Here is a 24,945-nt window from a genome sequence, read left to right on the forward strand (position 1 = left end):
CACTCGGGCTTTCGATCATGACCATTCTTTCCTTGCGCGCGCCGAGGGCGGCGCGCCATTCCCGTGCGCGGCGCGTGCCGCGCATGCTGAACCTCACTGTTCCCGCGCTGGCCGTCGGCGCGATGACCGCGGCCGCGGCCGCGACCGAATCCGCGCAGGCCGCCGGTGCGCCGACGGACGACGCGACCGCGCTGCTGCCGCCCGTCGAGGTCGTTGCATCGCCGCTGACGACGCCGCTCGTCGTCGTCACGGATCCGAAGACGCCGCGCCAGCCGCTGCCGGCGAGCGACGGCGCGGACTACCTGAAGACGATTCCCGGCTTCACGTCGATCCGCAGCGGCGGGACGAACGGCGACCCCGTGCTGCGCGGGATGTTCGGGTCGCGGCTGAACATTCTCGCGAACGGGATGCCGACGCTCGGCGCGTGCCCGAACCGGATGGATGCGCCAACCTCGTATATCGCGCCGGAAAGCTATGACAAGGTCACCGTCGTGAAGGGCCCGCAAACCGTGCTGTACGGTCCCGGCGCATCGGCCGGCACCGTGCTGTTCGAACGCGTGACGCCGCGTTTCGACCGCCCCGGCATGCGCTTCGACGGCAGCCTGGTCGGCGGATCGTTCGGCCGCAACGACCAGAACGTCGACGTGACTGCCGGCACGCCGGATGTCTACGGCCGCGTGACCGCGAACCATGCACATGCGCAGGACTACGAGGACGGCAACGGCAACACCGTGCCGTCGCAATGGGACAAGTGGAACGCGGACGCGGCGCTGGGCTGGACACCCGACGATCACACGCGCGTCGAACTGACGGCGGGCACCGGTGACGGTTATGCGCGCTACGCGGGGCGCGGCATGGATGGCGCGCATTTTCGCCGCGAGACGTTCGGCCTCTCGTTCGACAAGCGGCATCTCGGCGACGTGCTCGACCGGATCGAAGCGCGCGTGTACTACAACGAGGCCGACCACGTGATGGACAACTACACGCTGCGGCAGCCCGACCCGACCAGCAGCATGCCGATGCGAATGGCATCCGAGGTTCGGCGCCGCACGCTCGGTGCGCGGGCGGCCGCGACGTTCCGTTTCGGCGACGACTTCAAGCTCGTGACCGGCGTCGATACGCAGTCGAACCGGCTCGATGCCCGCTCGGCGATGGGGCGACAGAACTACGGCGACCAGCCGTGGGATGCGCAGGCGACGATGTGGAACGCGGGCGCGTTCGGCGAACTGACGTGGTATGCGAGCGATGCATCGCGCGTGATCGGCGGCGCGCGGGTCGACTACGCGAGCGCGCGCGACAAGCGTACGACGACGAGCGGGATGATGGCGAGCAAGCCGAACCCGACCTTCGGCGACGGTCGCGCGCGCGTGCTGCCGAGCGGTTTCGTGCGGTACGAGCGCGATCTCGCGGCGCTGCCGGTCACGTGGTACGCGGGGATCGGTCACGCGGAACGCTATCCGGACTACTGGGAGCTGTTCTCCGCGAAACGCGGGCCGGCCGGTTCGATCAACGCGTTCTCGGCGGTGCAGCCGGAGAAGACTACGCAGCTCGACATCGGCGCACAGTACAAGAGCGACCGGTTCGATGCGTGGGTGTCGGCCTACGCGGGATATGTGCAGGACTACATCCTGTTCAACTACGCCGCAGGGATGATGGGTCCGACCACGCAGGCGACCAACGTCAACGCGCAGATCATGGGCGGCGAAGCCGGCGTGTCGTGGCGGCCGGTCGCACCGCTGCGCGTCGAGACGTCGCTCGCGTATGCGTGGGGGCGCAACGCGACGAGCGGCGATCCGCTGCCGCAGATGCCGCCGCTCGAGGCGCGCTTCGGGCTTGAGTATACGCACGGCGCATGGTCGGCCGGCGGTCTGTGGCGAGTCGTTGCACCGCAGCATCGCTATGCCCTGAACGAAGGCAATGTGGTGGGCAAGGACTTCGGTCCGAGCGCCGGCTTCGGCGTGCTGTCGCTGCATGCGCAGTACAACGTCAGCAAGAAGGTGCAGATCTCGGTCGGCATCGACAACGTTCTGGACAAGGCCTACACCGAGCACCTGAACCTCGCCGGCAACGCGGGCTTCGGCTATCCGGCGAACGCGCCGGTGATGGAGCCGGGGCGCACGGCATGGTTGCGTGTGAGCGCGAAGCTGTAACGCGCGGCGCGCGTGTGCGATGCAGCATGCGCACGCGTGAACGCAGCCCCGCCCGAATGGGCGGGGCGCGTCAACCGATTAGAGAACCGTATCTAGTCAGGGCGCAAACGTTCGCGACTCGTGATTCACTCCCGCATTCGACGCACACGTTGCCCGCGACCGTTCGCGACCTGCCGTGCGCGTCGATCCGATCTCATTCGCACCGGCAACACAATAATCAGGAGAACATGCATGGCCAGATCGATGCGTTCCAGGGTGGTGGCAGGGGCAGTGGCTTGCGCGATGAGCGTCGCGCCGTTCGCGGGGACGACCGCGCTGATGACGCTCGCGACGACGCGCGCGGCGATGGCGGCAACCGCGCCGGCGGACGACTACGCGACGACGCGTTATCCGATCATCCTCGTGCACGGGCTCACCGGCACCGACAAGTACGCGGGCGTGCTCGAGTACTGGTACGGCATCCAGGAGGACCTGCAGCAGCATGGCGCGACCGTCTACGTCGCGAACCTGTCGGGATTCCAGAGCGACGACGGGCCGAATGGGCGCGGTGAACAACTGCTCGCTTACGTCAAGACGGTGCTCGCCGCGACCGGTGCGACCAAGGTGAACCTGGTCGGTCACAGCCAGGGCGGCCTCACGTCGCGCTATGTCGCGGCCGTCGCACCCGATCTCGTCGCGTCGGTGACGACGATCGGCACGCCGCATCGCGGCTCGGAGTTCGCCGACTTCGTGCAGAGCGTACTCGCCTACGATCCGACCGGATTGTCGTCGTCGGTGATCGCAGCGTTCGTCAATGTGTTCGGTATCCTGACGAGCAGCAGCAACAACACCAACCAGGACGCGCTCGCCGCACTGAAGACGCTGACGACTTCCCAGGCCGCCACGTACAACCAGAATTACCCGAGCGCGGGCCTCGGCGCGCCGGGCAGCTGCCAGACGGGTGCGCCGACGGAAACCGTCGGAGGCAATACACACCTGCTGTATTCGTGGGCCGGCACGGCGATCCAGCCGACCATCTCCGCGTTCGGCGTGACGGGCGCGACGGATACCAGCACGATTCCGCTGATCGACCCTGCGAACGCGCTGGACCTGTCGACGCTTGCGTTGTTCGGCACGGGCACGGTGATGATCAATCGCGCCTCGGGCCAGAACGACGGGCTCGTGTCGAAGTGCAGTGCGCTGTACGGGAAGGTGCTGAGCACGAGCTACAAGTGGAACCATCTCGATGAGATCAACCAGTTGCTCGGTGTGCGCGGCGCGAATGCGGAAGATCCGGTCGCGGTGATCCGCACGCATGCGAACCGGCTGAAGCTCGCGGGCGTGTGATCGATGACGGCACGTGAAGGACGCGCGCCGCTCGCGCGACGCGTTGCGGTCTACGGCGCGGTGGGGCTGGCGGCGATCGCCGGTGTCGCGATCTGGAGCGGCACGGCATCGCAGCGCGGCGCCGACGCGGCGCATGTATCGGTCGGCGCGGCAGTGCTCGGCGGCACGAGCGCCGCACCGCCGCAGGCCGCATTGCCCGCGAGCGCGGGACTGCCGCCGCCGCTTGACGGTTCCAGTGCGCCGAGGCTGCCGCTCGATGCCGGCGGCCATCTCGCGAAGTCGCGCGCGGTGCGCGATTTCTTCGACTACTGCCTGACCGCGCGGAGCGACCTGAACGCGGCCGCGCTCGATGCACTCGTCGTGCGCGAGATTGCCGCACAGCTCGACGGCACGGCCGCGCAACCCCAGGCGCTCGACGTCTGGCATCGATATCGTGCGTATCTCGACGCGCTGGCGAAGCTGCCGGAGGCGGGCGCGGTCGACAAGTCCGATCTCGGTGCGTTGCAGCTCGCGCTCGATCAGCGCGCGTCGATCGCGTCGCGCACGCTCGGCGATTGGAGCCAGCCGTTCTTCGGCGCGGAGCAGTGGCGGCAGCGCTACGATCTCGCGCGGCTGAAGATTGCGCAGGACCGCACGCTGACGGATGCGCAGAAGGCGGAGCGGCTCGCGGCGCTCGCGCAGCAGATGCCCGCCGACGAACGCGCGGCGCGGCAGAAGGCCGACCGGCAGCAGGCCGCGATCGACCAGATCGCGCAGTTGCAGAAGAGCGGGGCGACGCCCGATGCGATGCGCGCGCAACTGACGCAGACACTCGGCCCCGAAGCCGCCGCGCGCGTCGCGCAGATGCAGCAGGACGACGCATCATGGCAGAGCCGCTACGCCGATTATGCGGCGCAGCGTGCGCAGATCGGCGCGGCCGGATTGTCGCCACGGGATCGCGACGCGCAGATCGCCGCACTGCGGCAGCGCATGTTCACGAAGCCCGGCGAAGCGATGCGCGCGGCGTCGCTCGACCGCGCCACGGCTGCCGCGCAGTGACGCACGCGGTCATGCCGCGCGCGTGAAGTGTCGCGGCAGATGCTGTTCGATCGTAGCCGCGAGCGTGTCGAACGCGGGGCCGATGCCTTCGTGCGCGACGCACGCATAGCCGAGCAGCAGCCCGCGCCGCGCGGTGTCCAGGCTGCTGTAGTAGCTGGTCAGCGGGCGCACGATCACACCCGCGTCGAATGCGCTTTGCGTGACCGCGCGATCGTCGCACGTGTCGGGCAGGCCGAGTACGAGATGCAGGCCGGCCTCGTCGCCCATCACGGGCAGCGCGTCGCCGAAGCGCGCATGGATCGCATCGATCAGCAATTGCCGGCGCTCGCCGTACAGCGTGCGCATCCGCCTGACGTGTGAAGTCAGGTGCCCGTCCATGATGAATTCGGCGAGCACGGCCTGCTGCATCAGCTGGCCCTCGCGATACAGTTCCGACAACCCGGTGCGGAACGTGTCGACCAGATGCTCCGGCACGACCATGTAACCCATCCGCAGGCCCGGGAACAGCATCTTGCCCAGGCTGCCGACGTAGATCACGCGGCCGCCGTCGTCGAGCCCCTGCAGCGACGCGAGCGGGCGGCTGCCGTAGCGGAATTCGCTGTCGTAGTCGTCCTCGATGATCCAGCAGCGGTGCTGGCGCGCGTACTCGAGCAGCATCCGGCGCCGTGCAAGGCTCATCACCATCCCGAGCGGATACTGGTGCGACGGCGTGACAAGCACGAGCCGCGGCGGATGCTGCATGTCGCTCGCGCTCGGATCGATGCCTTCCTGGTCGACCGGCACCGGCGTGAGCGCGAGGCCGGTCGCCTGCAGCACGCTGCGCACGCCCCAGTAGCACGGCTCCTCGACCCACGCACGATCGCCGATGTCGGATAGCAGCCGCACCGCGAGGTCGATCGACTGGTGGATGCCGGTCGTGATGATCACCTGGTCCGGCGAGCATTTGACCGAGCGCGCGACGCGTAGGTAATCGGCGAGCGCACGGCGCAGCGGCCGGTAGCCGCCGCCCGGCGAATAGGTCAGCAATTCGGGATTCGCTTCTTTCCACAGGCGCGCCTGCAGGCGGCTCCATGTCCGGCTCGGGAATTCCGACACATCCGGCACGCCCGGCATGAACGCGCCCCACTGGCGCCGCGACACGCCCGCATGCTCGATCAACTGCCGACCCCGCATCGACAGGCTGCCTTGTGCGTCCTGCTGCGCCGCCGCACCGGCGTCGGACGGCGGCGCGGCGCCCGGCACGCGGATCGCGGCCGCGTCCGGGCGCGTGTCGGCCACGTAGGTGCCGCTCCCGGTCGTCGTCAGCACATAGCCTTCGGCCGTCAGCTGGTCGTACACGTGCAGCACGGTATTGCGCGCGATCGACAGGTCTGCCGCGAGGGTGCGCGAACTGGGCAGCTTTGTCCCTGGCCCTAATTCTCCGGTAAGAATCGCTTGCTGCATCAGTTGCAGCAACTGCCGGTACATCGGCTCGGACGAGCTGCGGTCGAGACGGGCGGAGAGCCAGTCGGCCAGGATCACGGTATCCAAAGTGGTCCTACTAGTAATATTGAAATGGTTCCCTATTGTAGAACCGTACGCACCGTATAGTGGGCCCATCTCAAAAACGTTTGTCGCGCAGCAAGGGGACAGCCACGATGAAGTCCGATGATGTGATCGTCAGCTTTCGCGGCGTGCGGAAGACCTACGACGGGGAGACGCTGGTCGTCAAATCGCTCGACCTCGATATCCACCGAGGGGAATTCCTGACGCTGCTCGGGCCGTCCGGCTCGGGCAAGACCACCTGCCTCATGATGCTGGCGGGCTTCGAGTTTCCGACGGGCGGCGAGATCCGCCTCGACGGCGAACTGCTGAATACCGTGCCGCCGCACAAGCGCAACATCGGCATGGTGTTCCAGAACTACGCGCTGTTTCCGCACCTGACGGTCGAGCAGAACGTCGCGTATCCGCTGTCGGTGCGCAAGCTGCCGGCGGCCGAGCGCGCGGAGCGCGTCGCACATGCGCTGAAGATGGTGCAGATGGAGCGTTTCGCGAAACGCTATCCGGCGCAGTTGTCGGGCGGCCAGCAACAGCGCATCGCGCTCGCACGGGCGCTCGTGTTCGAGCCGAAGCTCGTGCTGATGGACGAGCCGCTCGGCGCGCTCGACAAGCAGTTGCGCGAACACATGCAGTACGAACTGAAGGCGCTGCACGAGAAGCTCGGCGTGACCTTCGTCTACGTGACGCACGACCAGGGCGAGGCGCTCACGATGTCCGATCGCGTCGCCGTGTTCGACAAGGGCATCGTGCAGCAGCTCGATACCGTCGATCGCCTGTACGAATCGCCGTGCAACGAATTCGTCGCGAACTTCATCGGTGACAGCAACCGGCTGCGCGGCACCATCGCGCGCGTCGACGGCGAATTCTGCGAATTCCGGCTCGACGACGGCACGCAGCTCGTCGGTCGCCGCATCGGCGACGCAGCTGAAGGCGCGCCGGCCGTCGCGTGCATCCGCCCCGAACGCATGAGCCTCGCGAACGGGCACGCGAACGGCACCGCCAACCGCGTGACCGGCGAAGCGCGCAGCCTCATCTATTTCGGCGATCACGTGCGCATGCGCTGCGCGCTGCCGGGCCAGGACGAATGCTTCGTGAAGGTGCCGCTCGGCACGGGCGCGCTCGATGCGTTCTCGCCCGGCGCGCCGGTATCGCTCGCATTCGCGCCCGAGCATCTGCGCATATTCGCCTGACGCAGGGTTTTCCCGCTTTATCGCAGCACGTCGTCAACAACAACTGCCCACTTCCACCACGAGAGGAGAGGAACCATCATGAACGGAGCAAGCTCTACCGCGCGTCGCACCGCGCTCGCACTGGCGCTCGCCGTCGTCGGCGCATCGGCCACCGCGGCCGAACTCACGGTCGTCAACTTCGGCGGCGCGAACGGCGACGCGCAGAAGGCCGCATTCAACCAGCCGTTCGAAAAGGCGACCGGCAACAAGGTCACGGCCGTCGAGTACAACGGCGAGCAGGCGAAAGTGAAGGCGATGGTCGAGGCGAAGCACGTCAACTGGGACGTGGTCGAAGTCGAATCGGGTGACCTGAACCGCGGCTGCGACGAAGGGTTGTACGAGAAGCTCGACTGGTCGAAGATCGCGAAGAAGTCCGACCTGATTCCCGAATCGCCGCAGGTGTGCGGCGTCGGCTTCTTCGTGTGGTCGACCGCGCTGTCGTACAACGCGGACAAGCTGAAGACCGCGCCGACCGGCTGGGCCGATTTCTGGAACGTGAAGAAATTTCCCGGCAAGCGCGGCATGCGCAAGGGCGCGCGCTACAACCTCGAGTTCGCGCTGATGGCCGACGGCGTCGCGCCGAAGGACGTGTACAAGGTGCTCGGCACGAAGGCCGGCCAGGACCGCGCGTTCAAGAAGCTCGACGAGCTGAAGCCGTACATCCAGTGGTGGGAAGCGGGCGCGCAGCCGCCGCAGTTCCTGGTGGCCGGCGACGTCGTGATGTCGACCGCGTACAACGGCCGTATCGACGCCGCGCAGAAGGAAGGCAAGAACCTGAAGGTCGTGTGGAACGGCAGCATCTACGACCTCGACTACTGGGCGATTCCGAAGGGCTCGCCGAACAAGGCGCTGGCCGAGCAGTACATCGCGTACACGCTGACGCCGAAGCCGCAGCAAGGGTATGCGCAGCACATCGCGTACGGCCCCGCGAACGTCGCGGCGATCAAGTCGCTTGACGCGAAGACGCTCGCGAACCTGCCGAACTCGCCGGCCAACGGCAAGAACGCGGTGCTGGAGGACATCGGCTTCTGGACCGACCACAGCGACGAGCTCGAGCAGCGCTTCGCCGCGTGGGCGACGAAGTAACCGCTACTCAGGTGTCCTGATGCAACCTGCCGCGCGGCGCATCGATTGCGTCGTGCGGCATTCCGCCGGATCGAGCCCGGCCGGAGAGAACCGTTGAACACGATGACGATCGCTCCTTCCTCGCCGTCGTCAGCCGCGCTCAAGCGCGAGCTGAAGGCCGCCGAGGCCCGCAAGCGCACGATGGCGTTGCTGCTGATCGCGCCGCTCGCGATCTTCCTGCTGCTCATTTTCGTCGTGCCGATCGGCACGCTGCTTACGCGCGCGGTGCAGAACCCCGAGATCGCGACCGCGCTGCCGAACACGATCGCCGCGCTGTCGGGATGGGACCGCAAGGCGCCGCCGGCCGACGCCGCGTACGTCGCGCTCGCGGCCGACATGACGAAGGTCGCCGACAGCGAGGCGATGGGCGCACTCGCGCGGCGCCTGAACACCGAGATTCCCGGCTACCGCTCGCTCGTCGCGAAGACGGCACGCGCGATGCCGCTGAAAGGCGACAACGACGCGGCACTGACGCCCGCGCAAACGCGCGCGAAACTGATCGACCTCGATTCGCGCTGGGGCGACGTTGCGTACTGGCAGTCGATCGCGAAGAACGGTAGCCAGTTGTCGCCGTTCTACCTGCTCGCCGCGCTCGACCACAAGCAGGACGGCTTCGGGCAGATCGTGCAGGCCGATCCCGATCAGTCGATCTATCTCTCGATCTTCGGCCGCACGTTCGTGATCGGCGTCGCGGTCACGCTGTTCGCGCTGTTGCTCGGCTATCCGCTCGCGTACTGGATCTCGACGCTGTCGGAGCGCCGCGCGAACCTCGTGATGATCCTCGTGCTGATTCCGTTCTGGACGTCGGTGCTCGTGCGCGTCGCCGCGTGGATCGTGCTGCTGCAGAGCGAAGGGCTCATCAACACCGCACTGATCGGCAGCGGGCTGATCTCGCATCCGCTGACGCTGCTGTTCAATCGCGTCGGCGTGTACATCTCGATGACGCACATCCTGCTGCCGTTCATGATCCTGCCGCTCTACAGCGTGATGAAGTCGATCCCGCCGACATACCAGCGCGCGGCCGTGTCGCTCGGCAGCCATCCGTTCGCCGCCTTCTGGCGCGTGTACGTGCCGCAGACCTATCCGGGCGTCGGCGCCGGCGCGCTGCTCGTGTTCATCCTGGCGATCGGCTACTACATCACACCCGCGCTGCTCGGCGGGCCGAACGACCAGATGGTCAGCTACTACGTCGCGTACTTCACGAACGTGACGATCAACTGGGGCATGGCGTGCGCGCTCGGCGGGCTGCTGCTCGCGGCGACGCTGGTGCTGTATGCGGTGTACGGGCGCTTCACGCGCACCAACGTGAGCCTCGGCTGAGCGGTCGAGCAGCAACACGCAACGAAACGGGAAGGGGATGCCGACCATGAAACTCGCCAGGCCGCTGTTCGCGCCGCACATGTCGTTCGTCGAGCGCGCGTGGTATGTCGCGCTACGCGTGCTCGTCGTGCTGACGCTGCTGTACCTGATCCTGCCGGTGCTTGCCATCGTGCCGCTGTCGTTTTCGTCGAGCACGTTCCTCGTCTATCCGATTCCGGGCTTCTCGATGCGCTGGTACGAGAACCTGATCGCGTCGGACGAGTGGCGGATGGCCGCGAAGAACAGCTTCATCGTTGCGCCGTCGGCGACCGTCGTCGCGACCGTGCTCGGCACGCTCGCCGCGATCGGCCTCACGAAGGCGGACTTCCGGGGCAAGGGGCTCCTGATGGCCGTGCTGCTGTCGCCGATGATCGTACCCGTGGTCGTGGTCGGCGTCGGCATGTACCTGTTCTTCGCGCCGCTCGGCCTCGCGAATACCTACACGGGGCTGATCGCCGCGCACGCGGCGCTCGGCGTGCCGTTCGTCGTGACGACGGTGGCCGCGACGCTGCAGGGATTCAACCAGAACCTGGTGCGCGCGAGCTTGTCGCTCGGCGCGAATCCCGTCACGACGTTCTTCCGCGTGACGCTGCCGGTGATCGCGCCGGGCGTGATGTCGGGTGCGCTGTTCGCGTTCGCGACGTCGTTCGACGAAGTCGTCGTCACGCTGTTCCTCGCGGGCGCGGACCAGACGACGCTGCCGCGCCAGATGTTCACCGGCATTCGCGAGAACATCAGCCCGACGATCGCCGCGCTCGCAACGATCCTGATCATTTTCTCGACGAGCCTGCTGCTCGCGCTCGAATGGCTGCGCGGCCGCAACGCGCGACGCGCGGTGTCTTGACGGCCGGAACCGCAGCGGCCGCCGTATCGTCGATCGTTGCGGTCTCAACGATGCCGCGCACTCGACGCGGCGCACGGAAGCTTTCGTTTCGCTGACTGGCGACGCGGTTGCCTGCACGCTCGATGAGGCTCTGCAACAATACGGCTCGCGACACCGCGCGTTCCGTTCTTGCAGCAGGGGGCGCCCGGTGCCGCGCCGCTCAATCCGCGACGCCGCGCGTCGCTCGTCAGCCGAGCCTCATCTTGTCCGAATTCGTATCCCCTGCCGGCGCCCGGGAGCCGGCCGTCAACTGGCGCGCGATGTCCGCCGTGCTGCTGGCCGTCGCGCTCGCGACGCTCGACACGGCAATCGCGAACACCGCGCTGCCCGCGATCGCCACCGACCTGCACGCGTCGCCGGCCGCGTCGGTGTGGATCATCAACGCCTACCAGCTCGCGATGGTCGCGACGCTGCTGCCGTTCGCGTCGCTCGGCGACATCGTCGGTCACAAGCGCGTGTATGTCGCGGGCCTCGCGGTGTTCACGCTCGCGTCGCTCGGCTGCTCGCTCGCGGCGACGCTGCCGCAGCTGACAGCGGCGCGGATCGTGCAGGGCTTCGGTGCGAGCGCGATCATGAGCGTGAACGTCGCGCTGATCCGCAACCTGTTTCCCGCGCACCGGCTCGGGCGCGGCGTCGGCTTCAATGCACTGGTCGTCGGCGTGTCGTTCGCCGTGGGGCCGACGATCGCGTCGCTGATCCTGTCGGTGGCCGCATGGCCGTGGCTGTTCGCGGTGAACGTGCCGCTCGGCGTGCTCGCGCTTGCCGTGGCGATTCCGTCGCTGCCGCAGACGGCGCGCGGCAAGCATGCATTCGATCCGCTCGCCGCGCTGTTCAACGTGATCACGTTCGCATCACTGATCTTCGCGCTCGGCGAATTCGCGCAGCGCGGGCCGCTGTCCGTCGTGTTCGCGGCTGCCGCGGTCGCGCTCGCGTTCGGGTCGCTGCTGATCCGCCGCCAGGCTGGGCACCCGGCGCCGATGCTGCCGGTGGACCTGTTCCGCCGGCCGGTGTTCACGCTGTCCGCGCTGACGGCCGTGTGCGCGTTCGCCGCGCAGGGGCTCGCGTTCGTATCGCTGCCGTTCTACTTCGAAACCGTGCTGCATCGCGACGCGGTGGAGACTGGCTTCCTGATGACGCCATGGTCGGCGATCGTCGCGCTCGCCGCACCGATCGCGGGCCGGCTGTCCGATCGTTATCCTCCCGGATTGCTCGGCGCGATCGGGCTCGCACTGCTGAGCGCGGGAATGGTGTCGCTCGCCGCGCTGCCGGCGGCGCCGAACGTCGTCGACATCGGCTGGCGGATGATGCTGTGCGGCGCGGGCTTCGGCTTCTTCCAGTCGCCCAACCTGAAGGCGTTGATGTCGAGCGCGCCGCCCGAGCGCAGCGGCGGCGCGAGCGGCATCATCGCGACCGCGCGGCTGATCGGGCAGGCGACCGGCGCGGCGCTCGTCGCGCTGTCGTTCGGGATCGCCGGGCGTCACGGGCCGACGCTCGCGCTGATGCTCGGTGCGGGCTTTGCCGGCGCCGCGAGCGTCGCGAGTGGGCTGCGGCTCTTCGCGCCGTCGCATCGGGCCGGCGCGCCGGTCGCATCGGTCGCGGCGACGCCGGCGACGCCGGCGAAGGAGCGGGCGACGGAGTAGCGCTCCGCGCGCGCCCGCTGCCCGAGAGTTTCCCGGCCGGCGCACGGCAAACGACCGCCGCGCGCCGGCCTTCGCATCACGCTCAGAAGCCGCCCGTCTGGATCAGCTTGTTGAGGTTCGCGATGTTCAGGCTGCCGAAGCCGGTCGTCAGATCCCAGCCGGTGCCTGCGTTGTAGCCGTACCCCTGATAGCCGTTGTTCCCCGACACGACGTCATAGCGCACGAGCGACGGGTTCGACGGAATGTCCGCATAGAACTTGCCGGCCGGGAAGCCGAGACCCGTGCCGTTCGCCGCGAGCAGACGCGCCCAGAAACCGGTGAAGATCGGTGCGGCGAGGCTCGTGCCGCCGATCTGCTGCAGCTGGCCATAGTTGTAGATGTACGCGCCCGTGCTTTGCGCGGCGTCGAACGACACGTCGGGCAACTGACGATTGCTGCCCGACTGCCACGCCGGTGCCGGCAGGACCGTGCTGACGCCGCCGCCCGTGGCCCACAGCTTGCCGTTCCCGTCGAGGCCTTCGTTCCACACCGTTTCGTTCGAGAATGCGCCCGCCGACGTGCTGTACAGCGTCGTGCCGCCGATCGCGAGCACGTGCGGCGACGCGGCCGGCCACGACACCGTGTAGTTCGCGCCGTCCGGATAGCCGCGGTTGTTGCACTCGTACACGCCTTCGTCGCCCGACGATACCGAGAACGTCTGGCCCTGCGCGGCAGCCGTCGTGAAGATCTGCTCTTCGGCGTCGATCGTGCCGTCCGCGTTCGCGTCGGTTTCGCACCAGCCGAGCGACACGTTGATCACCTTCGCGGTGTTGTCCGACACCGCGCGGTTGAACGCTTGCGTGAGGCCCGTGTTGCCTGAGGCGTTCAGGTCCGCCATGTAGAACACCAGCTTGCCGACCTGGCCGCCGGCCGAGCCCACGATCGACTGGCTGTCGAGATCCCATTCGCCTTGGCCGTCCTGGTCGTCGCTGTAGCTGCCGCTCGTGCCGGTGCCGTTGGTCTTGACGGTCTGGGTCGTGACCGTGCCGTAACCGTTGCTCGACGTGAACTGCTTCAGGTCCTGCAGTGTCTGCGACACGCCGCCGATCGTGATGATGCCGACGGTCACGCCGGCCGCGGTCGGCACGCCGGTCGCGTTGTAGAGGCCCGGGAATTCCTTCGGATAGTGGCCGGTGGCCGTGCCGGCCGCGAGCGCCTGCGGCTTCGCCACGTTGCCGATGCGCAGCATCGGATGCGCACGCGCGACGTTCTGCAGCCCGAGCACCGAACCGACGACGTCGCCGAGCGCGCGTGGCACCTGGGCGGTCGATGCGTTCGCGAAGCCCGAGCGGCCCGCGTACTGGAAATGCACGAGAGACGTGTTGAACGCGGTCTTCACCGTTCCTGCCGTGCCGCGCGCGGACACCAGCAGCCGGTTCGGCGCCACTTCGATGTTCACGAAGCCGCTCTTGCGCAGATAGTCGACGACCGACTTTACCTGCGCGTCGGTCGGCGCGTAGCTGGCGAGGAACTGCTCGTGCGTCAGGTACTGGCGGTAATGCGCGTTGCCGGGCCGGTTCACGTCGTGCGCGAGCTGCTTGAGCTGCGCGGCATTGCGCAGCTTCAGGCTGACGACGACGTCGGTCGTCTCGCCGGCCGCGAGTTCGAGCGACGGCGCTGCGCTGCGCGCCATCAACTGCGGGCCGGTCAGAAAGGCCTTCGTGTGGGTATCGACCCAGTCCGTCGTCGCGTGTGCGGCGCCGGCGGCGAGCACGAGCGGCCACACGCATGCAAGGCGGCGGGGCGACGGAAGGGGCAGGGCAAACCGGGCGTTCCTTTTCATCGGGAGTCCTTTTTAGGAGAGACGACGTTGCTGGAGCCCCCGGCCCTTGTGGGGCCGCGAGCGGTGACGAGCGTAGGGCGTCGGTGCCGTTCCGGTAGCTGCCAGTTTCCATAGCTGTCAGTTCTGACATTGGCGTGTTCGCGCGCATGCGCCGGCGTCGTCGGTACACGCGGCATCGATGCCGGCAAAGGGAACCGGTTCGCGACGCGATCGCGCTGCGGTCGACGACGTTTGCACGCATGACTCGTTCGTTGCGGTATCGGAATGCGCGCGATTGCGGAGCGAATCGCCGCGAGAGCGCTTCGCGTGCGATCGGGCGCGGGTGCGCCGCGCGTTGCACTATGTGGTCAGGTGCCGCCATGATGGCAACGCGACGCCGCCGCGACGCGCGGATGCACAAAAAAGGGGCCGGTCGATCGCGAGCGTTTCCCGAACTGTGGAACGGCCCATAGCCGAGTCTTGCAGCGTGCTTTCGGTTCGCGGGGCAGGTGAGCGGATTAGAGGAAATACTCGAATGCGCACGATGGCGTCGACTCGGCGCGCGCCGGATGTCCATCGTGAGCCGGTTCGTTGCCGCGCGGCTCGCTCCGGCGAACGAGCGCGCTGCGGGATCGAACGATGGCGCAGCGAAACGCCTCCTTGACGCGTTTCGTTCGGCGGCTATTCTTCAATCCATAACCATCCGGTTATTGATTCGAACATGCAAAGCGCTCACGACATGCTTTTCAGGACACTTGCCGATCCGACGCGCCGCGCGCTCTTCGAGCGGCTGTGCGAGGAGGGCGAGTTGACGGTCGCCGCGCTCACGGCCCATGCAGGCGTGTCGCAGCCGGCGGTATCGAAGCATCTGGGCGTACTGAAGCAGGCCGGGCTCGTGAGCGACCGTCACGAAGGCCGGCAGACGCACTACAGCGCGCAGCCGCAGGCGCTGACTCCGTTGATCGACTGGACCAGCCAGATGGCCGGCTTCTGGCAGACCCGGTTCGACGCTCTCGAAGATCTGCTCAAAAGGATGGATCAGTAATGAACCAGGCCACTACCGAAACGCGCTCCGTCGTCGTCGAACGGGAGCTGTCGCATCCGCCGGAGAAGATCTGGCGTGCGCTCACGCAACCGCACCTGATCGAGGCGTGGCTGATGCAGAGCGACTTCGAGCCCGTCGCGGGGCGCGCATTCAGCTTCCGCGCGGACTGGGGTTCGGTCGACTGCACGGTGCTGACGATCGAGCCGCAGCGCGTGCTGTCCTATACATGGGCCGCGTATGGCTTGGAAAGTGTCGTCACGTGGACGCTCACGCCGACGCCGGGTGGCACGCTGCTGCGCATGGAGCAGGCCGGCTTCCGCGCGGATCAGGAGCAGGCGTACCGCGGCGCGCAGCACGGCTGGGCACGGTTCTTCGAATCGCTCGAACAGGTGCTGGCGCGGCCGGATGGAGAACCGGAGGCCGGGGCATGAGCGCATCGGACCTGGAGCCGTCGGCACGCATCGACGCGCTGATCGCGGGAATCACCGACTGGCGAGGCAAGACGTTCGCCGAGCTGCGCGAGACGATCCTTGCTGCCGAAGACGGCATCGTCGAGGAATGGAAATGGATGGGCAGCCCGGTGTGGTCATGCGACGGGATGATCGCGGTCGCGAATGCGCACAAGGGCAAGGTGAAGCTGACGTTCATGCACGGCGCACAGCTGCCCGATCCCGGCGGGCTGTTCAATGCGGGCCTCGAAGGCAATGCGCGGCGCGCGATCGATTTCCTCGAAGGCGACCGGATCGAGAAGCGGGCGCTGAAGGCCCTCGTGCGCGCGGCGATCGAATACAACCGCACCCACCTGAAGAAGAACACGCGAGGAGCGGGCGCGAAGGCGCGCGGCGGCAAGGCGGCGTGACACGCCGGACAAGCGACGGCATCGCGTAGCGAGCAGGCAAAAAAAAGCCCGACACGAGGTCGGGCATCCAAATCGGCCGCAACCGCCCGCGAGGCGGCTGCGGCACCTGCAACAGCAGGGCGCTTACGCTGCGAGCAGCGAGCGCAGCACGAACGGCAGGATACCGCCGTGCTTGTAGTAGTCGACTTCGATCGGCGTATCGATACGCAGCAGCACCGGTACGCGGGTCGCTTCGCCGTTCTTGCGGTGGATCACGAGCGTGACGTCCTGCTGCGGCTTGAAGTCGTCGCCGAGGCCTTCGATGTCATAGGTCTCCTCGCCGGTGATGCCGAGCGACTGGACGCTGTCCGAGCCCTTGAACTGCAGCGGCAGCACGCCCATGCCGACCAGGTTCGAGCGGTGGATCCGCTCGAAGCTGCGTGCGATCACGGCCTTCACGCCGAGCAGTTGCGTGCCCTTCGCGGCCCAGTCGCGCGACGAGCCCGTGCCGTACTCTTCGCCCGCGAACACGACGGTCGGCGTGTCGGCCGCGACGTACTTCATCGCCGCATCGTAGATCGACAGTTGTTCGCCGCTCGGCTGATGAATCGTCAGGCCGCCTTCGACGCGCGTGCCATCAGCCTTCACCGGGATCATCAGGTTCTTGATCCGGACGTTCGCGAACGTGCCGCGCATCATCACGTCGTGGTTGCCGCGGCGCGAGCCGTAGCTGTTGAAGTCGGCCTTCTGCACGCCGTTTTCCTTCAGCCACTTGCCTGCCGGCGAGTCTTCCTTGATCGAGCCTGCCGGGCTGATGTGGTCGGTCGTGACCGAGTCACCGAAGATGCCCAGTGCGCGCGCGCCCTTGACCGTCGGGATCGAATCCGCCGGCTCCATCGAGAAGTCGTTGCCGAAGAACGGCGGCTCGGCGATGTAGGTTGACTTCGGCCAGTCGTAGACCTGGCCCGTTTCGCCCTCGATTTTGCTCCAGAGGTCGCCCTTCTTGGTCAGCTTCGAGTAGTTGTCCTCGAACTTCTTCGGGTCGAGCGCGAACTTGAGCAGCGCGTGGATTTCCTCGCTCGTCGGCCAGATGTCGCCGAGGTAGATGTCGTAGCCGTCCTTGCCCTTGCCGACCGGCTCGGTCATCAGGTCGCGCGTGATGTTGCCGGCGATCGCGTAGGCGACGACGAGCGGCGGCGACGCGAGGAAGTTCGCGCGGATGTTCGGGTGGATACGCGCTTCGAAGTTGCGGTTGCCCGACAGCACCGCAGCCGCGACGATGTCGTTCTTCGTGATTGCTTCGTTCAGTTCCGGCGTCAGGTCACCCGCGTTGCCGATACAGGTCGTGCAGCCGTAGGCGGCGACTTCGAAGCCGAGCTTCGCGAGGTAGGGCAGCAGGCCCGTCTTCGTCAGGTATTCGGTGACGATGCGCGATCCCGGCGCGAGCGACGTCTTGATGTGCGGCGCGACGGTCAGGCCGGCTTCGACGGCCTTCTTCGCGAGCAGGCCGGCGGCCAGCAGCACGCTCGGGTTCGACGTGTTCGTGCACGACGTGATCGCGGCGATCAGCACGTCGCCGTTTTTCACGTCGACGCCGTTGCTCGTCGTGTACTGCGCGTTCAGGTCGTCCGCCTTCTTCGCGAAGCCGTTTTCCGCGACCGGCTTCGAGAACAGGTCGGTGAACGTCGACTTGACGTTGCCGATCTCGATGCGGTCCTGCGGGCGCTTCGGGCCGGCCAGCGACGGGGCGACCGTTGCCAGGTCGAGCGTCACCGTCTTCGTGTAGTCGATGTCGCCGGCCTTCGGAATGCCGAACAGCTTCTGTGCCTTGAAGTAGTTTTCGAACGCGGCGATTTCGGCCTTCGTGCGGCCCGTGCCTTCGAAGTAATCGATCGTCTTTTCGTCGACCGGGAAGAAGCCCATCGTCGCGCCGTATTCCGGCGCCATGTTGCCGATCGTCGCGCGGTCCGGCAGCGACAGCGACTTCGTGCCGTCGCCGAAGAACTCGACGAACTTGCCGACGACCTTCTCCTTGCGCAGCATTTCGGTGATCGTCAGCACCAGGTCGGTGGCCGTCACGCCTTCGCGCAGCTTGCCCTTCAGCTCGACGCCGACGACGTCCGGCGTCAGGAAGTACACCGGCTGGCCGAGCATGCCGGCTTCCGCCTCGATGCCGCCCACGCCCCAGCCAACCACGCCGATGCCGTTGATCATCGTCGTGTGGCTGTCCGTGCCGACGAGCGTGTCCGGGTAGTACACGGTGTCGCCGCCGTCCGCCTTCTTGTGGACGCCGCGCGCGAGATACTCGAGGTTCACCTGGTGGACGATGCCGACGCCCGGCGGCACGACCTTGAACGTGTCGAACGCCTGCATGCCCCACTTCATGAACTGGTAGCGCTCGTTGTTGCGCTGGAATTCCAGCTTCATGTTCAGGTCGAGCGCGTCCTTCTGGCGGAAGTAGTCGATCTGGACCGAGTGATCGACGACGAGATCGACCGGGACCAGCGGCTCGATCTTCTTCGGGTTCTTGCCCGAACGCTCTGCCACACCACGCATGGCCGCGATGTCGGCGAGCAGCGGCACGCCCGTGAAGTCCTGCAGCACGACGCGCGACACCACGAACGGAATCTCGTCGACGCGCTTCGCGGTCGGCTTCCAGTTCGCGAGCTGCTCGATGTGTTCTTCGGTGATCTTCTTGCCGTCGTAGTTGCGCAGCACGGACTCGAGCACGATACGGATCGACACCGGGAGGCGCTCGATCTTCGTCTTCAGTTCCTTGCCGAGCTGCGGCAGCGAGTAGAACTTGCCTTTGCCGGAACCGCTGTCGAATTCCTTGAGGGTCTTGTGGAGATTGTGGGCCATGGTGATTTTCCTGGGTTTAAGGCTAGGAAACAAAGAGTCCTGTAGATGACCTGGGGGCTGTTTGCGGATGAAACGGACATGCGTTGCCCCGAGAAAGGCCGCTCGCGAGGACTGCGACGCAGCGAATACTGGACGTATTCGCAAGGAGCGTGACGCAGCGAGCGGCCTTTCTCGGGGCAACCCCAAATTTAAACTTTATTCCACGGGAATGCCCCAAATCGGCCGCATGACGGCGTCGTTCGTCACTTGTTTGGCACGGCCAAACGGCGCTCATCACTTCTTGTCCTGCGGCCGATTTGGGGCATTCGCATGTCCGTTTCATCCGCAAACAGCCCCCTATATCACATACAAGTCGACGTACTCATCGACCGGCATCGCTTCGAGCTTTGCCTGGTCCAGCGACACGTCGAGAATCGCTTGTTGCTGCTTTGCCGGGAAGCGCCGGGCGAGGTTGGTCCTGAACTTCTCGACCAGGAGCGGGATGCCGTCCGCACGGCGTCGCTGATGACCGATCGGATATTCGACCGCCACTTCGGCAAGCTTCGACCCATCCGCGAATTCGATCGTCAGCGCATTCGCGATCGATCGTTTGGCCGGGTCATGGTAATCCTTCGTGAACTGCGGATCCTCGACGCACACGGTTTTTGCGCGCAGCGCGTCGATGCGCGGATCGGCGGCGACCGTGTCTTCGTAATCGGCCGCGGTCAGCCGGCCGAACAGCAGCGGCACGGCGACCATGTACTGGATGCAGTGGTCGCGGTCTGCCGGATTGGAGAGCGGACCCTGCTTGTCGATGATGCAGATCGCGGCCGCGTGCGTGCGGATCGTGATCCGGCTGATCTCGTCGGTCGTGCGGTCCGCCGCGGCGAGCTGCGCGTGCAGCTTCAGCGCGGCCTCGGCGGCCGTCTGCGCATGGAATTCGGCGGGGAACGCGATCTTGAACAGCACGTTCTCCATCACGTACGTGCCGTACGGGCGCTGGAAGTGGAACGGCTGCCCGTCGAACAGCACGTCGTAGAAGCCCCAGGTTTTCGCGGTGAGCACCGACGGGTAGCCCATTTCACCCGTTTTCGCGATCAGCGCGAGGCGCACCGCGCGGGACGTCGCGTCGCCGGCCGCCCACGACTTGCGCGAACCGGTGTTCGGCGCATGGCGGTACGTGCGCAGCGCCTGGCCGTCGACGAATGCGTTGGATACCGCGTTGATCAGCTCGTCGCGCGTGAGTCCGAGCAGGCGGCCGACGACGGCCGTCGACGCGACCTTGACGAGCAGCACGTGGTCGAGCCCGACCGCGTTGAACGAATTTTCGAGTGCGAGGCAGCCCTGGATCTCGTGGGCCTGGATCATCGCGACGAGCACGTCGCGCATGGCAAGCGGCTTCCTGCCGGCCGCGACGGCCGTGCGGGACAGCCAGTCGGCAGTCGCCAGAATTCCGCCGAGGTTGTCGGACGGATGCCCCCATTCGGCGGCGAGCCAGGTGTCGTTGAAGTCCAGCCAGCGGATCATCGCGCCGATGTCGAAAGCGGCCTGGACGGGATCGAGCTGGAAGGACGTGCCGGGCACCTTCGCGCCGTTCGGCACGATCGTGCCGGGCACGACGGGGCCGAGCAGCTTGGTGCAGGCAGGGTAGGACAGCGCCTCGAGTCCGCATCCGAGCGTGTCGATCAGGCAATGACGCGCCGTCTCCAGCGCGAGCGCGCTGTCGATTCCGGTGTTCAGCACGTAGTCGACGATATCGACGAGTACCGTATCCGGAGCAGGGCGGACGTTGGAGACCGGGGCGGACATCGAGGGGCCGGGGGAAACGTGCTTAGTTCGTTGCCGGCTTCAGCTCGTTCGACTGCGTCGGTGCCGGCGTGCCTTGCGCCATTTCCGACGTCACGCACTCATCCGCGAGGCGCTCGCCGCCGTTTGCGTCGGAGAACAGCATCGCCTTGCTCGGAATCACGACCAGCTTGAAGCCAGCTGCCGGATCGTAGAACGTGTCGGCGCCCGTCGTCGTGGCCTGACGCGGCAGCTTGTAGTTCTTCTTCGCCCAGTGAACCGTGACGACCTGGTCGCGCTTCATGTCGCCGGCGAGGTCGAACGACAGGCCTTCCTTACAGGCCCACTTGACCGCGCCGTCCGGTACCGGATCGACCTTGGCAGCGGCACGCGCCTGCGCCTTCTTGCTGCGCGGGATGATGCGCTTGGCCGGCGCCGGGCGCTTGGCCGTCTTCTTCGCGGTCGTTGCCGTATCCTGGGCGAACGCGCTCGGAGCCGACACCAGCATCGTGGCGGACAACGCGCCGATGGCGGTAGCGATCAGGAGTTTCTTCATGGAGTCAGAACCTTTCGATAATCAGTTGACAAGGGCCGGCGGCAGACACCGTCGGCCGGTTTGAAACTGCACGCGCCCCGGAAGCGCGCAGCGGCCGCTATTTTCACCTATTTGGCCGCGCATATTTCAGGTTTTCGGGCTCCGTTACGTTTTTTGTCGTTTCGCAAACCTGTCGCGGGCTCACGCTCCGGTGATTCGATGAAATGCGTGTGTCGGCGCGCGCTCACCGCCCGTCTCCGGCGGCCGGGCCGAACAGCGGCGCAGCCTCGGCCGGCACCGGCTGGCCGGTCGCCCGCGCGCGGCGCAGCACCGACCAGTAATAGCGGTAGCTCGCGCGGTCGTGCAGTGTATCGCCGTGGCGCGTCGGGCCCCAGTTTGCGGCCTGCGCGGCCAGCAGGATCTCGGCGGCCAGTGCGACTTCATCGGTGCGCGGCGCGAATGCGTCGACGATCGGGCGGATCTGCGCGGGATGGATGCTCCACATCCGCGTGAACGCGAACTCGTCGCGCGCGCGGGCCGCGTCGCCGGCGACGACGGCCATGTCGCGCACTTCCGTCGTCACGTTGTGCGACGGCGTCTTGCCGTGCGCGTGGCAGGCCGCGGCGATTTCCAGCTTCGCGCGGCGCACGAGCGGGTGGTCGAACTGGCCGGGCGAGCGCATCGCCGCATCGGGAATCGCGCCGTGATGCGCGGACACGAAGTCCATCAGCCCGAAGCTGAGCGTGCCGACCAGCGGCAGCGCGGCGAGGCCGGCCGCCTGCGCAAGCGCGCCGTGCGTCTCGACCAGCACGTCGACCGGGATCGGCTGCGCGAGGCCGAGCTCGCGGCGCGTGCCTTCGATGAACGCGATCATCTCGGCCGCGTCGGCGGCGCTCGCGATCTTCGGCAGCGTGACGTAGGCCGGCGCGCGCGCGGCGCGCAGCACGATGCGCACGTCGTCGCGCCAGTGGGGGTGGGAAAAGTCGTGGATGCGGACGCCGACACGCCCGAAGCGGTTCTCGGCGCTGCCGAGGAATTCGGCGACGAGCTCCGCGTGCGCGGCTTCCTGGCCGACGGCCGCGCCGTCCTCGCAGTCGAGCGTGATGTCGAACACCGGGCCGAGTTCGGCCTGGAGCGCGAGCGACTTGCGCATCAGCTTCTCGCTGCCCGCGTAGTGATCGCAGCAGGGCAGGATCGCGGGCGGGGACGCCCCGTCGTACAGCACTTGTGCAGGAGTGAGCGCGGACATCTCTTCTACGTCAAGGAGGCGGGCAACGTGGAGAAAATCGGACTCGGGCGCGTTCTGGGCCGGCGCGCGGGGCGCCTGGAGCGTCAAAACGTGCCCGGATCGGATCGGGCGGCGGGGCCGGCGGCCGGCCCCGCCGCCCGTGCCGTGACCGGGCCGCCCGGAGGCGGCCCGGCCGTGCAGTCTGCTTAGTTCTTCAGCAGGTGGGCGACGCCATCGCGCTCTTCGAGCAGCTCGGCCAGCGTGCCGTCCATCTTCTCGCGCGAGAACGCGTCGATTTCGAGGCCTTCGACGCGCTTGTACTCGCCGTTTTCGCACGTGACGGGTACGCCGTAGATGATGTCTTCGGGGATGCCGTACGAGCCGTCCGACGGGATGCCCATCGTGACCCACTTGCCGTTCGTGCCGAGGACCCAGTCACGCACGTGGTCGATCGCCGCGTTCGCTGCCGACGCTGCCGACGACAGGCCGCGCGCTTCGATGATCGCCGCACCGCGCTTGCCGACGGTCGGGATGAACGTGTCGCGGTTCCACACGTCGTCGTTGATCAGCTTCAGCAGCGACTCGCCTTCGACGGTCGCGAAGCGGAAGTCGGGGTACATCGTCGGCGAGTGGTTGCCCCACACGGCGAGCTTCTCGATCGATGCGACCGGCTTGCCCGACTTCGCTGCGAGTTGCGACAGCGCGCGGTTGTGGTCGAGGCGCAGCATGGCCGTGAAGTTCTTCTTCGGCAGATCCGGTGCCGACTTCATCGCGATGTACGCGTTGGTGTTCGCCGGGTTGCCGACGACCAGCACCTTCACGTCGCGGCTCGCGACTTCGTTCAGCGCGGCGCCCTGGACCGTGAAGATCTCGGCGTTCGCCGACAGCAGGTCCTTGCGCTCCATGCCCTTCGAGCGCGGACGTGCACCGACCAGCAGCGCGACGTCTGCATCCTTGAATGCAACCTTCGGATCGTCGGTGATCACGACGCCCGCGAGCAGCGGGAACGCGCAATCGTCGAGTTCCATCACGACGCCTTTGACGGCGGCTTGGGCTTGCGGGAGGTCGAGCAGTTGCAGGATGACCGGCTGGTCCTTGCCGAGCAGGTCGCCGTTCGCGATGCGGAACAGCAGGGAGTAAGCGATTTGACCTGCGGCGCCGGTGACGGCAACGCGCTTTGCGGGCTTAGCCATTGAAAATCTCCAGGACGGGTGAAGCGGTGGACGCTAGGCAAAACGCCATTCTATGCGCGTTACGCGTAGCGTTGCATTGAAGCAGGGCGGAGGACTCGCGAAAGGCAGACGCGGTGAACCTGGAGACGGCCGTGGCACGTAGCCGGGGACGCGATTTGCACCCGCGAACCCTTGCTCGCCCCGGAGTGTAGGAGCCGACGGGCCCAAAGTCAAACGGTATCATATGTCTTATATAAGACAGATGTTTTGCGGAATTTGAGTGGACGGAAAAGCGCGGTTTGTGATGAAATGCGCGCCATGACATCGAACCAGGCGAACAACGCGAATCCGACCGGCGCAGGCGGCCCAGGGCAGCCGGGCGCGGCCGATTCCGTGCCGGCGCCTGTCGCGTCGCCGTCGCCGACCTTCAGCCCGTTATACCAGCAGATCAAGTCATTGATCACGCAAAGCCTGGAGTCCGGCGAGTGGAAGCCGGGCGAAATCATTCCGAGCGAAGTGGAGCTCGCGGCCCGTTACAAGGTCAGCCAGGGCACCGTTCGCAAGGCGATCGACGAACTGGCCGCGGAAAACCTCGTGGTCCGGCGGCAGGGCAAGGGCACTTTTGTTGCGACGCACAACGAAGATCGCGCGCAGTTCCGCTTCCTGCGTCTGCTGGCCGACGACGGTGCCGAGCATCCGCACGTGAGCCGCCTGCTCGAATGCCGACGCCTGCGCGCGCCGGCCGAGATCGCGCGGCAGCTCGAGCTGAAGCCGGCCGACCCCGTCGTGCAGGTGCGCCGCCTGCTGGAGTTCGAGAACGAAGTGACGGTGCTGGACGAGATCTGGCTGCCGGGCGCGATGTTCCGCGGGCTCACGTTCGAGCGGCTGAGCGAGTACAAGGGGCCGCTCTACGCGATGTTCGAGACGGAATTCGGCACGCGGATGATCCGCGCGACGGAGAAGATTCGCGCGGTGGCGGCGGAGCCGGCGGTGGCCGACCTGCTGCACGTGCCGGCCGGTTTTCCTTTGCTATCGGTCGAGCGCGTGTCCTATACATACGGAGACCGGCCGGTGGAAGTGCGACGCGGCTGGTATGTCACAACCGGGTATTACTATCAGAATGACTTGAGCTGACGACGTATCGGCACAAGCAGCGTGTGCGCGTACTCCCCATGTTCGCGTAGCACGTTTCGGGCCGCCTTTATTCCCGTTCGCGTAATGATCCAGAGCAGACTTTCGCTGCAGCGCGATATAAAAAGGCGCTAAAATCGCGGATTAGTGTGACTACATAGTAGGGGTCTAGCATGACTGACGCAGTAAGAAAGCCGAGGCCGGAATACCGGAACATCGGATTCGGCGATATCACGATGAAATATCGCATGCCCTTGGCGGCGATATTGTCGATTCTCCA

Annotated in this window: 19 protein-coding genes and 1 pseudogene; 13 read left to right on the forward strand and 7 right to left on the reverse strand. The window is 66.7% G+C overall.

The annotated features are described in order from the left end of the window. Window positions 1-17: 17 nt before the first annotated feature. The 3 genes from DIE11_RS02100 (at window position 18) to DIE11_RS02110 (ending at window position 4,514) form a co-directional block, all read left to right on the forward strand. On the forward strand, window positions 18-2,150 hold the full coding sequence (locus DIE11_RS02100; RefSeq protein ID WP_124621193.1) for a TonB-dependent copper receptor: 2,133 nt from the start codon (window positions 18-20) through the stop codon (window positions 2,148-2,150). A gap of 231 nt (window positions 2,151-2,381) precedes the next feature. Beyond that, window positions 2,382-3,476 (forward strand): triacylglycerol lipase, encoded by a 1,095-nt coding sequence (locus DIE11_RS02105; RefSeq protein ID WP_124621195.1) that lies wholly within the window; start codon window positions 2,382-2,384, stop codon window positions 3,474-3,476. A 3-nt stretch (window positions 3,477-3,479) separates the two neighbouring features. Beyond that, entirely contained in the window at window positions 3,480-4,514 is a 1,035-nt protein-coding gene (locus tag DIE11_RS02110) for a lipase secretion chaperone (protein WP_124621196.1), read from the forward strand. A 9-nt stretch (window positions 4,515-4,523) separates the two neighbouring features. On the opposite strand, the gene DIE11_RS02115 is transcribed toward DIE11_RS02110, so the two are convergent. Further along, entirely contained in the window at window positions 4,524-6,044 is a 1,521-nt protein-coding gene (locus DIE11_RS02115; RefSeq protein WP_124621198.1) for a PLP-dependent aminotransferase family protein, read from the reverse strand. A 107-nt stretch (window positions 6,045-6,151) separates the two neighbouring features. Between DIE11_RS02115 and DIE11_RS02120 the strand changes: the two genes are divergently transcribed. The 5 genes from DIE11_RS02120 to DIE11_RS02140 all read left to right on the forward strand — a co-directional run bounded on the left by DIE11_RS02120 (window position 6,152) and on the right by DIE11_RS02140 (window position 12,289). Then, entirely contained in the window at window positions 6,152-7,243 is a 1,092-nt protein-coding gene (locus DIE11_RS02120; protein ID WP_059601771.1) for an ABC transporter ATP-binding protein, read from the forward strand. A gap of 78 nt (window positions 7,244-7,321) precedes the next feature. Beyond that, window positions 7,322-8,368, forward strand: coding sequence for an ABC transporter substrate-binding protein (locus DIE11_RS02125; protein WP_059601773.1), 1,047 nt, complete (start codon window positions 7,322-7,324; stop codon window positions 8,366-8,368). Window positions 8,369-8,470: 102 nt separating this feature from the next. Beyond that, window positions 8,471-9,727 carry an ABC transporter permease gene (locus tag DIE11_RS02130; RefSeq protein WP_174908687.1) on the forward strand — a complete coding sequence of 419 codons (1,257 nt, stop codon included), beginning with the start codon at window positions 8,471-8,473 and terminating at the stop codon, window positions 9,725-9,727. 46 nt (window positions 9,728-9,773) lie between these two features. After that, a complete protein-coding gene (locus tag DIE11_RS02135; protein ID WP_059525632.1) occupies window positions 9,774-10,610 on the forward strand; it encodes an ABC transporter permease in 837 nt (278 codons plus the stop codon). A 242-nt stretch (window positions 10,611-10,852) separates the two neighbouring features. Next, window positions 10,853-12,289, forward strand: a complete 1,437-nt coding sequence (locus tag DIE11_RS02140) for an MFS transporter (RefSeq protein WP_124621202.1) — start codon at window positions 10,853-10,855, stop codon at window positions 12,287-12,289. Between the two features lie 82 nt (window positions 12,290-12,371). Here DIE11_RS02140 and DIE11_RS02145 read toward each other — a convergent pair whose 3' ends face one another. After that, a complete protein-coding gene (locus tag DIE11_RS02145) occupies window positions 12,372-14,111 on the reverse strand; it encodes a protease pro-enzyme activation domain-containing protein (protein ID WP_124621204.1) in 1,740 nt (579 codons plus the stop codon). Window positions 14,112-14,811: 700 nt separating this feature from the next. Here DIE11_RS02145 and DIE11_RS02155 point away from each other — a divergent pair. Genes DIE11_RS02155 through DIE11_RS02165 form a run of 3 tightly spaced genes read left to right on the forward strand, consistent with a single transcriptional unit; the run spans window position 14,812 to window position 15,994 of the window. Continuing rightward, a complete protein-coding gene (locus DIE11_RS02155; protein WP_059678780.1) occupies window positions 14,812-15,135 on the forward strand; it encodes a helix-turn-helix transcriptional regulator in 324 nt (107 codons plus the stop codon). Beyond that, window positions 15,135-15,566, forward strand: a complete 432-nt coding sequence (locus DIE11_RS02160) for an SRPBCC domain-containing protein (protein WP_124621206.1) — start codon at window positions 15,135-15,137, stop codon at window positions 15,564-15,566. The genes DIE11_RS02155 and DIE11_RS02160 overlap by 1 nt, the downstream gene beginning before the upstream one ends. After that, a complete protein-coding gene (locus DIE11_RS02165) occupies window positions 15,563-15,994 on the forward strand; it encodes a DUF1801 domain-containing protein (protein WP_124621207.1) in 432 nt (143 codons plus the stop codon). The genes DIE11_RS02160 and DIE11_RS02165 overlap by 4 nt, the downstream gene beginning before the upstream one ends. 123 nt (window positions 15,995-16,117) lie before the next feature. On the opposite strand, the gene acnA is transcribed toward DIE11_RS02165, so the two are convergent. The 5 genes from acnA to DIE11_RS02190 form a co-directional block, all read right to left on the reverse strand. Further along, complete coding sequence (acnA, locus tag DIE11_RS02170; protein WP_124621209.1) at window positions 16,118-18,835, reverse strand: aconitate hydratase AcnA; 2,718 nt, start codon at window positions 18,833-18,835, stop codon at window positions 16,118-16,120. A 336-nt stretch (window positions 18,836-19,171) separates the two neighbouring features. Continuing rightward, on the reverse strand, window positions 19,172-20,623 hold the full coding sequence (locus tag DIE11_RS02175; RefSeq protein WP_124621211.1) for a bifunctional 2-methylcitrate dehydratase/aconitate hydratase: 1,452 nt from the start codon (window positions 20,621-20,623) through the stop codon (window positions 19,172-19,174). 22 nt (window positions 20,624-20,645) lie between these two features. Beyond that, on the reverse strand, window positions 20,646-21,155 hold the full coding sequence (locus DIE11_RS02180; RefSeq protein ID WP_124621213.1) for a hypothetical protein: 510 nt from the start codon (window positions 21,153-21,155) through the stop codon (window positions 20,646-20,648). A 223-nt stretch (window positions 21,156-21,378) separates the two neighbouring features. Next, the gene (locus DIE11_RS02185) at window positions 21,379-22,383 is read right to left on the reverse strand and encodes a CoA ester lyase (protein WP_124621215.1); all 1,005 of its coding nucleotides are present in this window, start codon (window positions 22,381-22,383) and stop codon (window positions 21,379-21,381) included. A gap of 185 nt (window positions 22,384-22,568) precedes the next feature. After that, a complete protein-coding gene (locus DIE11_RS02190; protein ID WP_044843799.1) occupies window positions 22,569-23,555 on the reverse strand; it encodes a malate dehydrogenase in 987 nt (328 codons plus the stop codon). Between the two features lie 288 nt (window positions 23,556-23,843). On the opposite strand from DIE11_RS02190, the gene DIE11_RS02195 reads away from it, so the two are divergent. Further along, window positions 23,844-24,668, forward strand: coding sequence for a GntR family transcriptional regulator (locus tag DIE11_RS02195; RefSeq protein ID WP_082728923.1), 825 nt, complete (start codon window positions 23,844-23,846; stop codon window positions 24,666-24,668). A gap of 170 nt (window positions 24,669-24,838) precedes the next feature. Further along, window positions 24,839-24,945 (forward strand): annotated as a pseudogene (locus DIE11_RS02200) (succinate dehydrogenase, cytochrome b556 subunit); the annotation flags it as partial.

This window comes from Burkholderia sp. Bp9012, from assembly GCF_003853825.1.
GTDB classification, from domain to species: Bacteria; Pseudomonadota; Gammaproteobacteria; order Burkholderiales; family Burkholderiaceae; genus Burkholderia; species Burkholderia diffusa.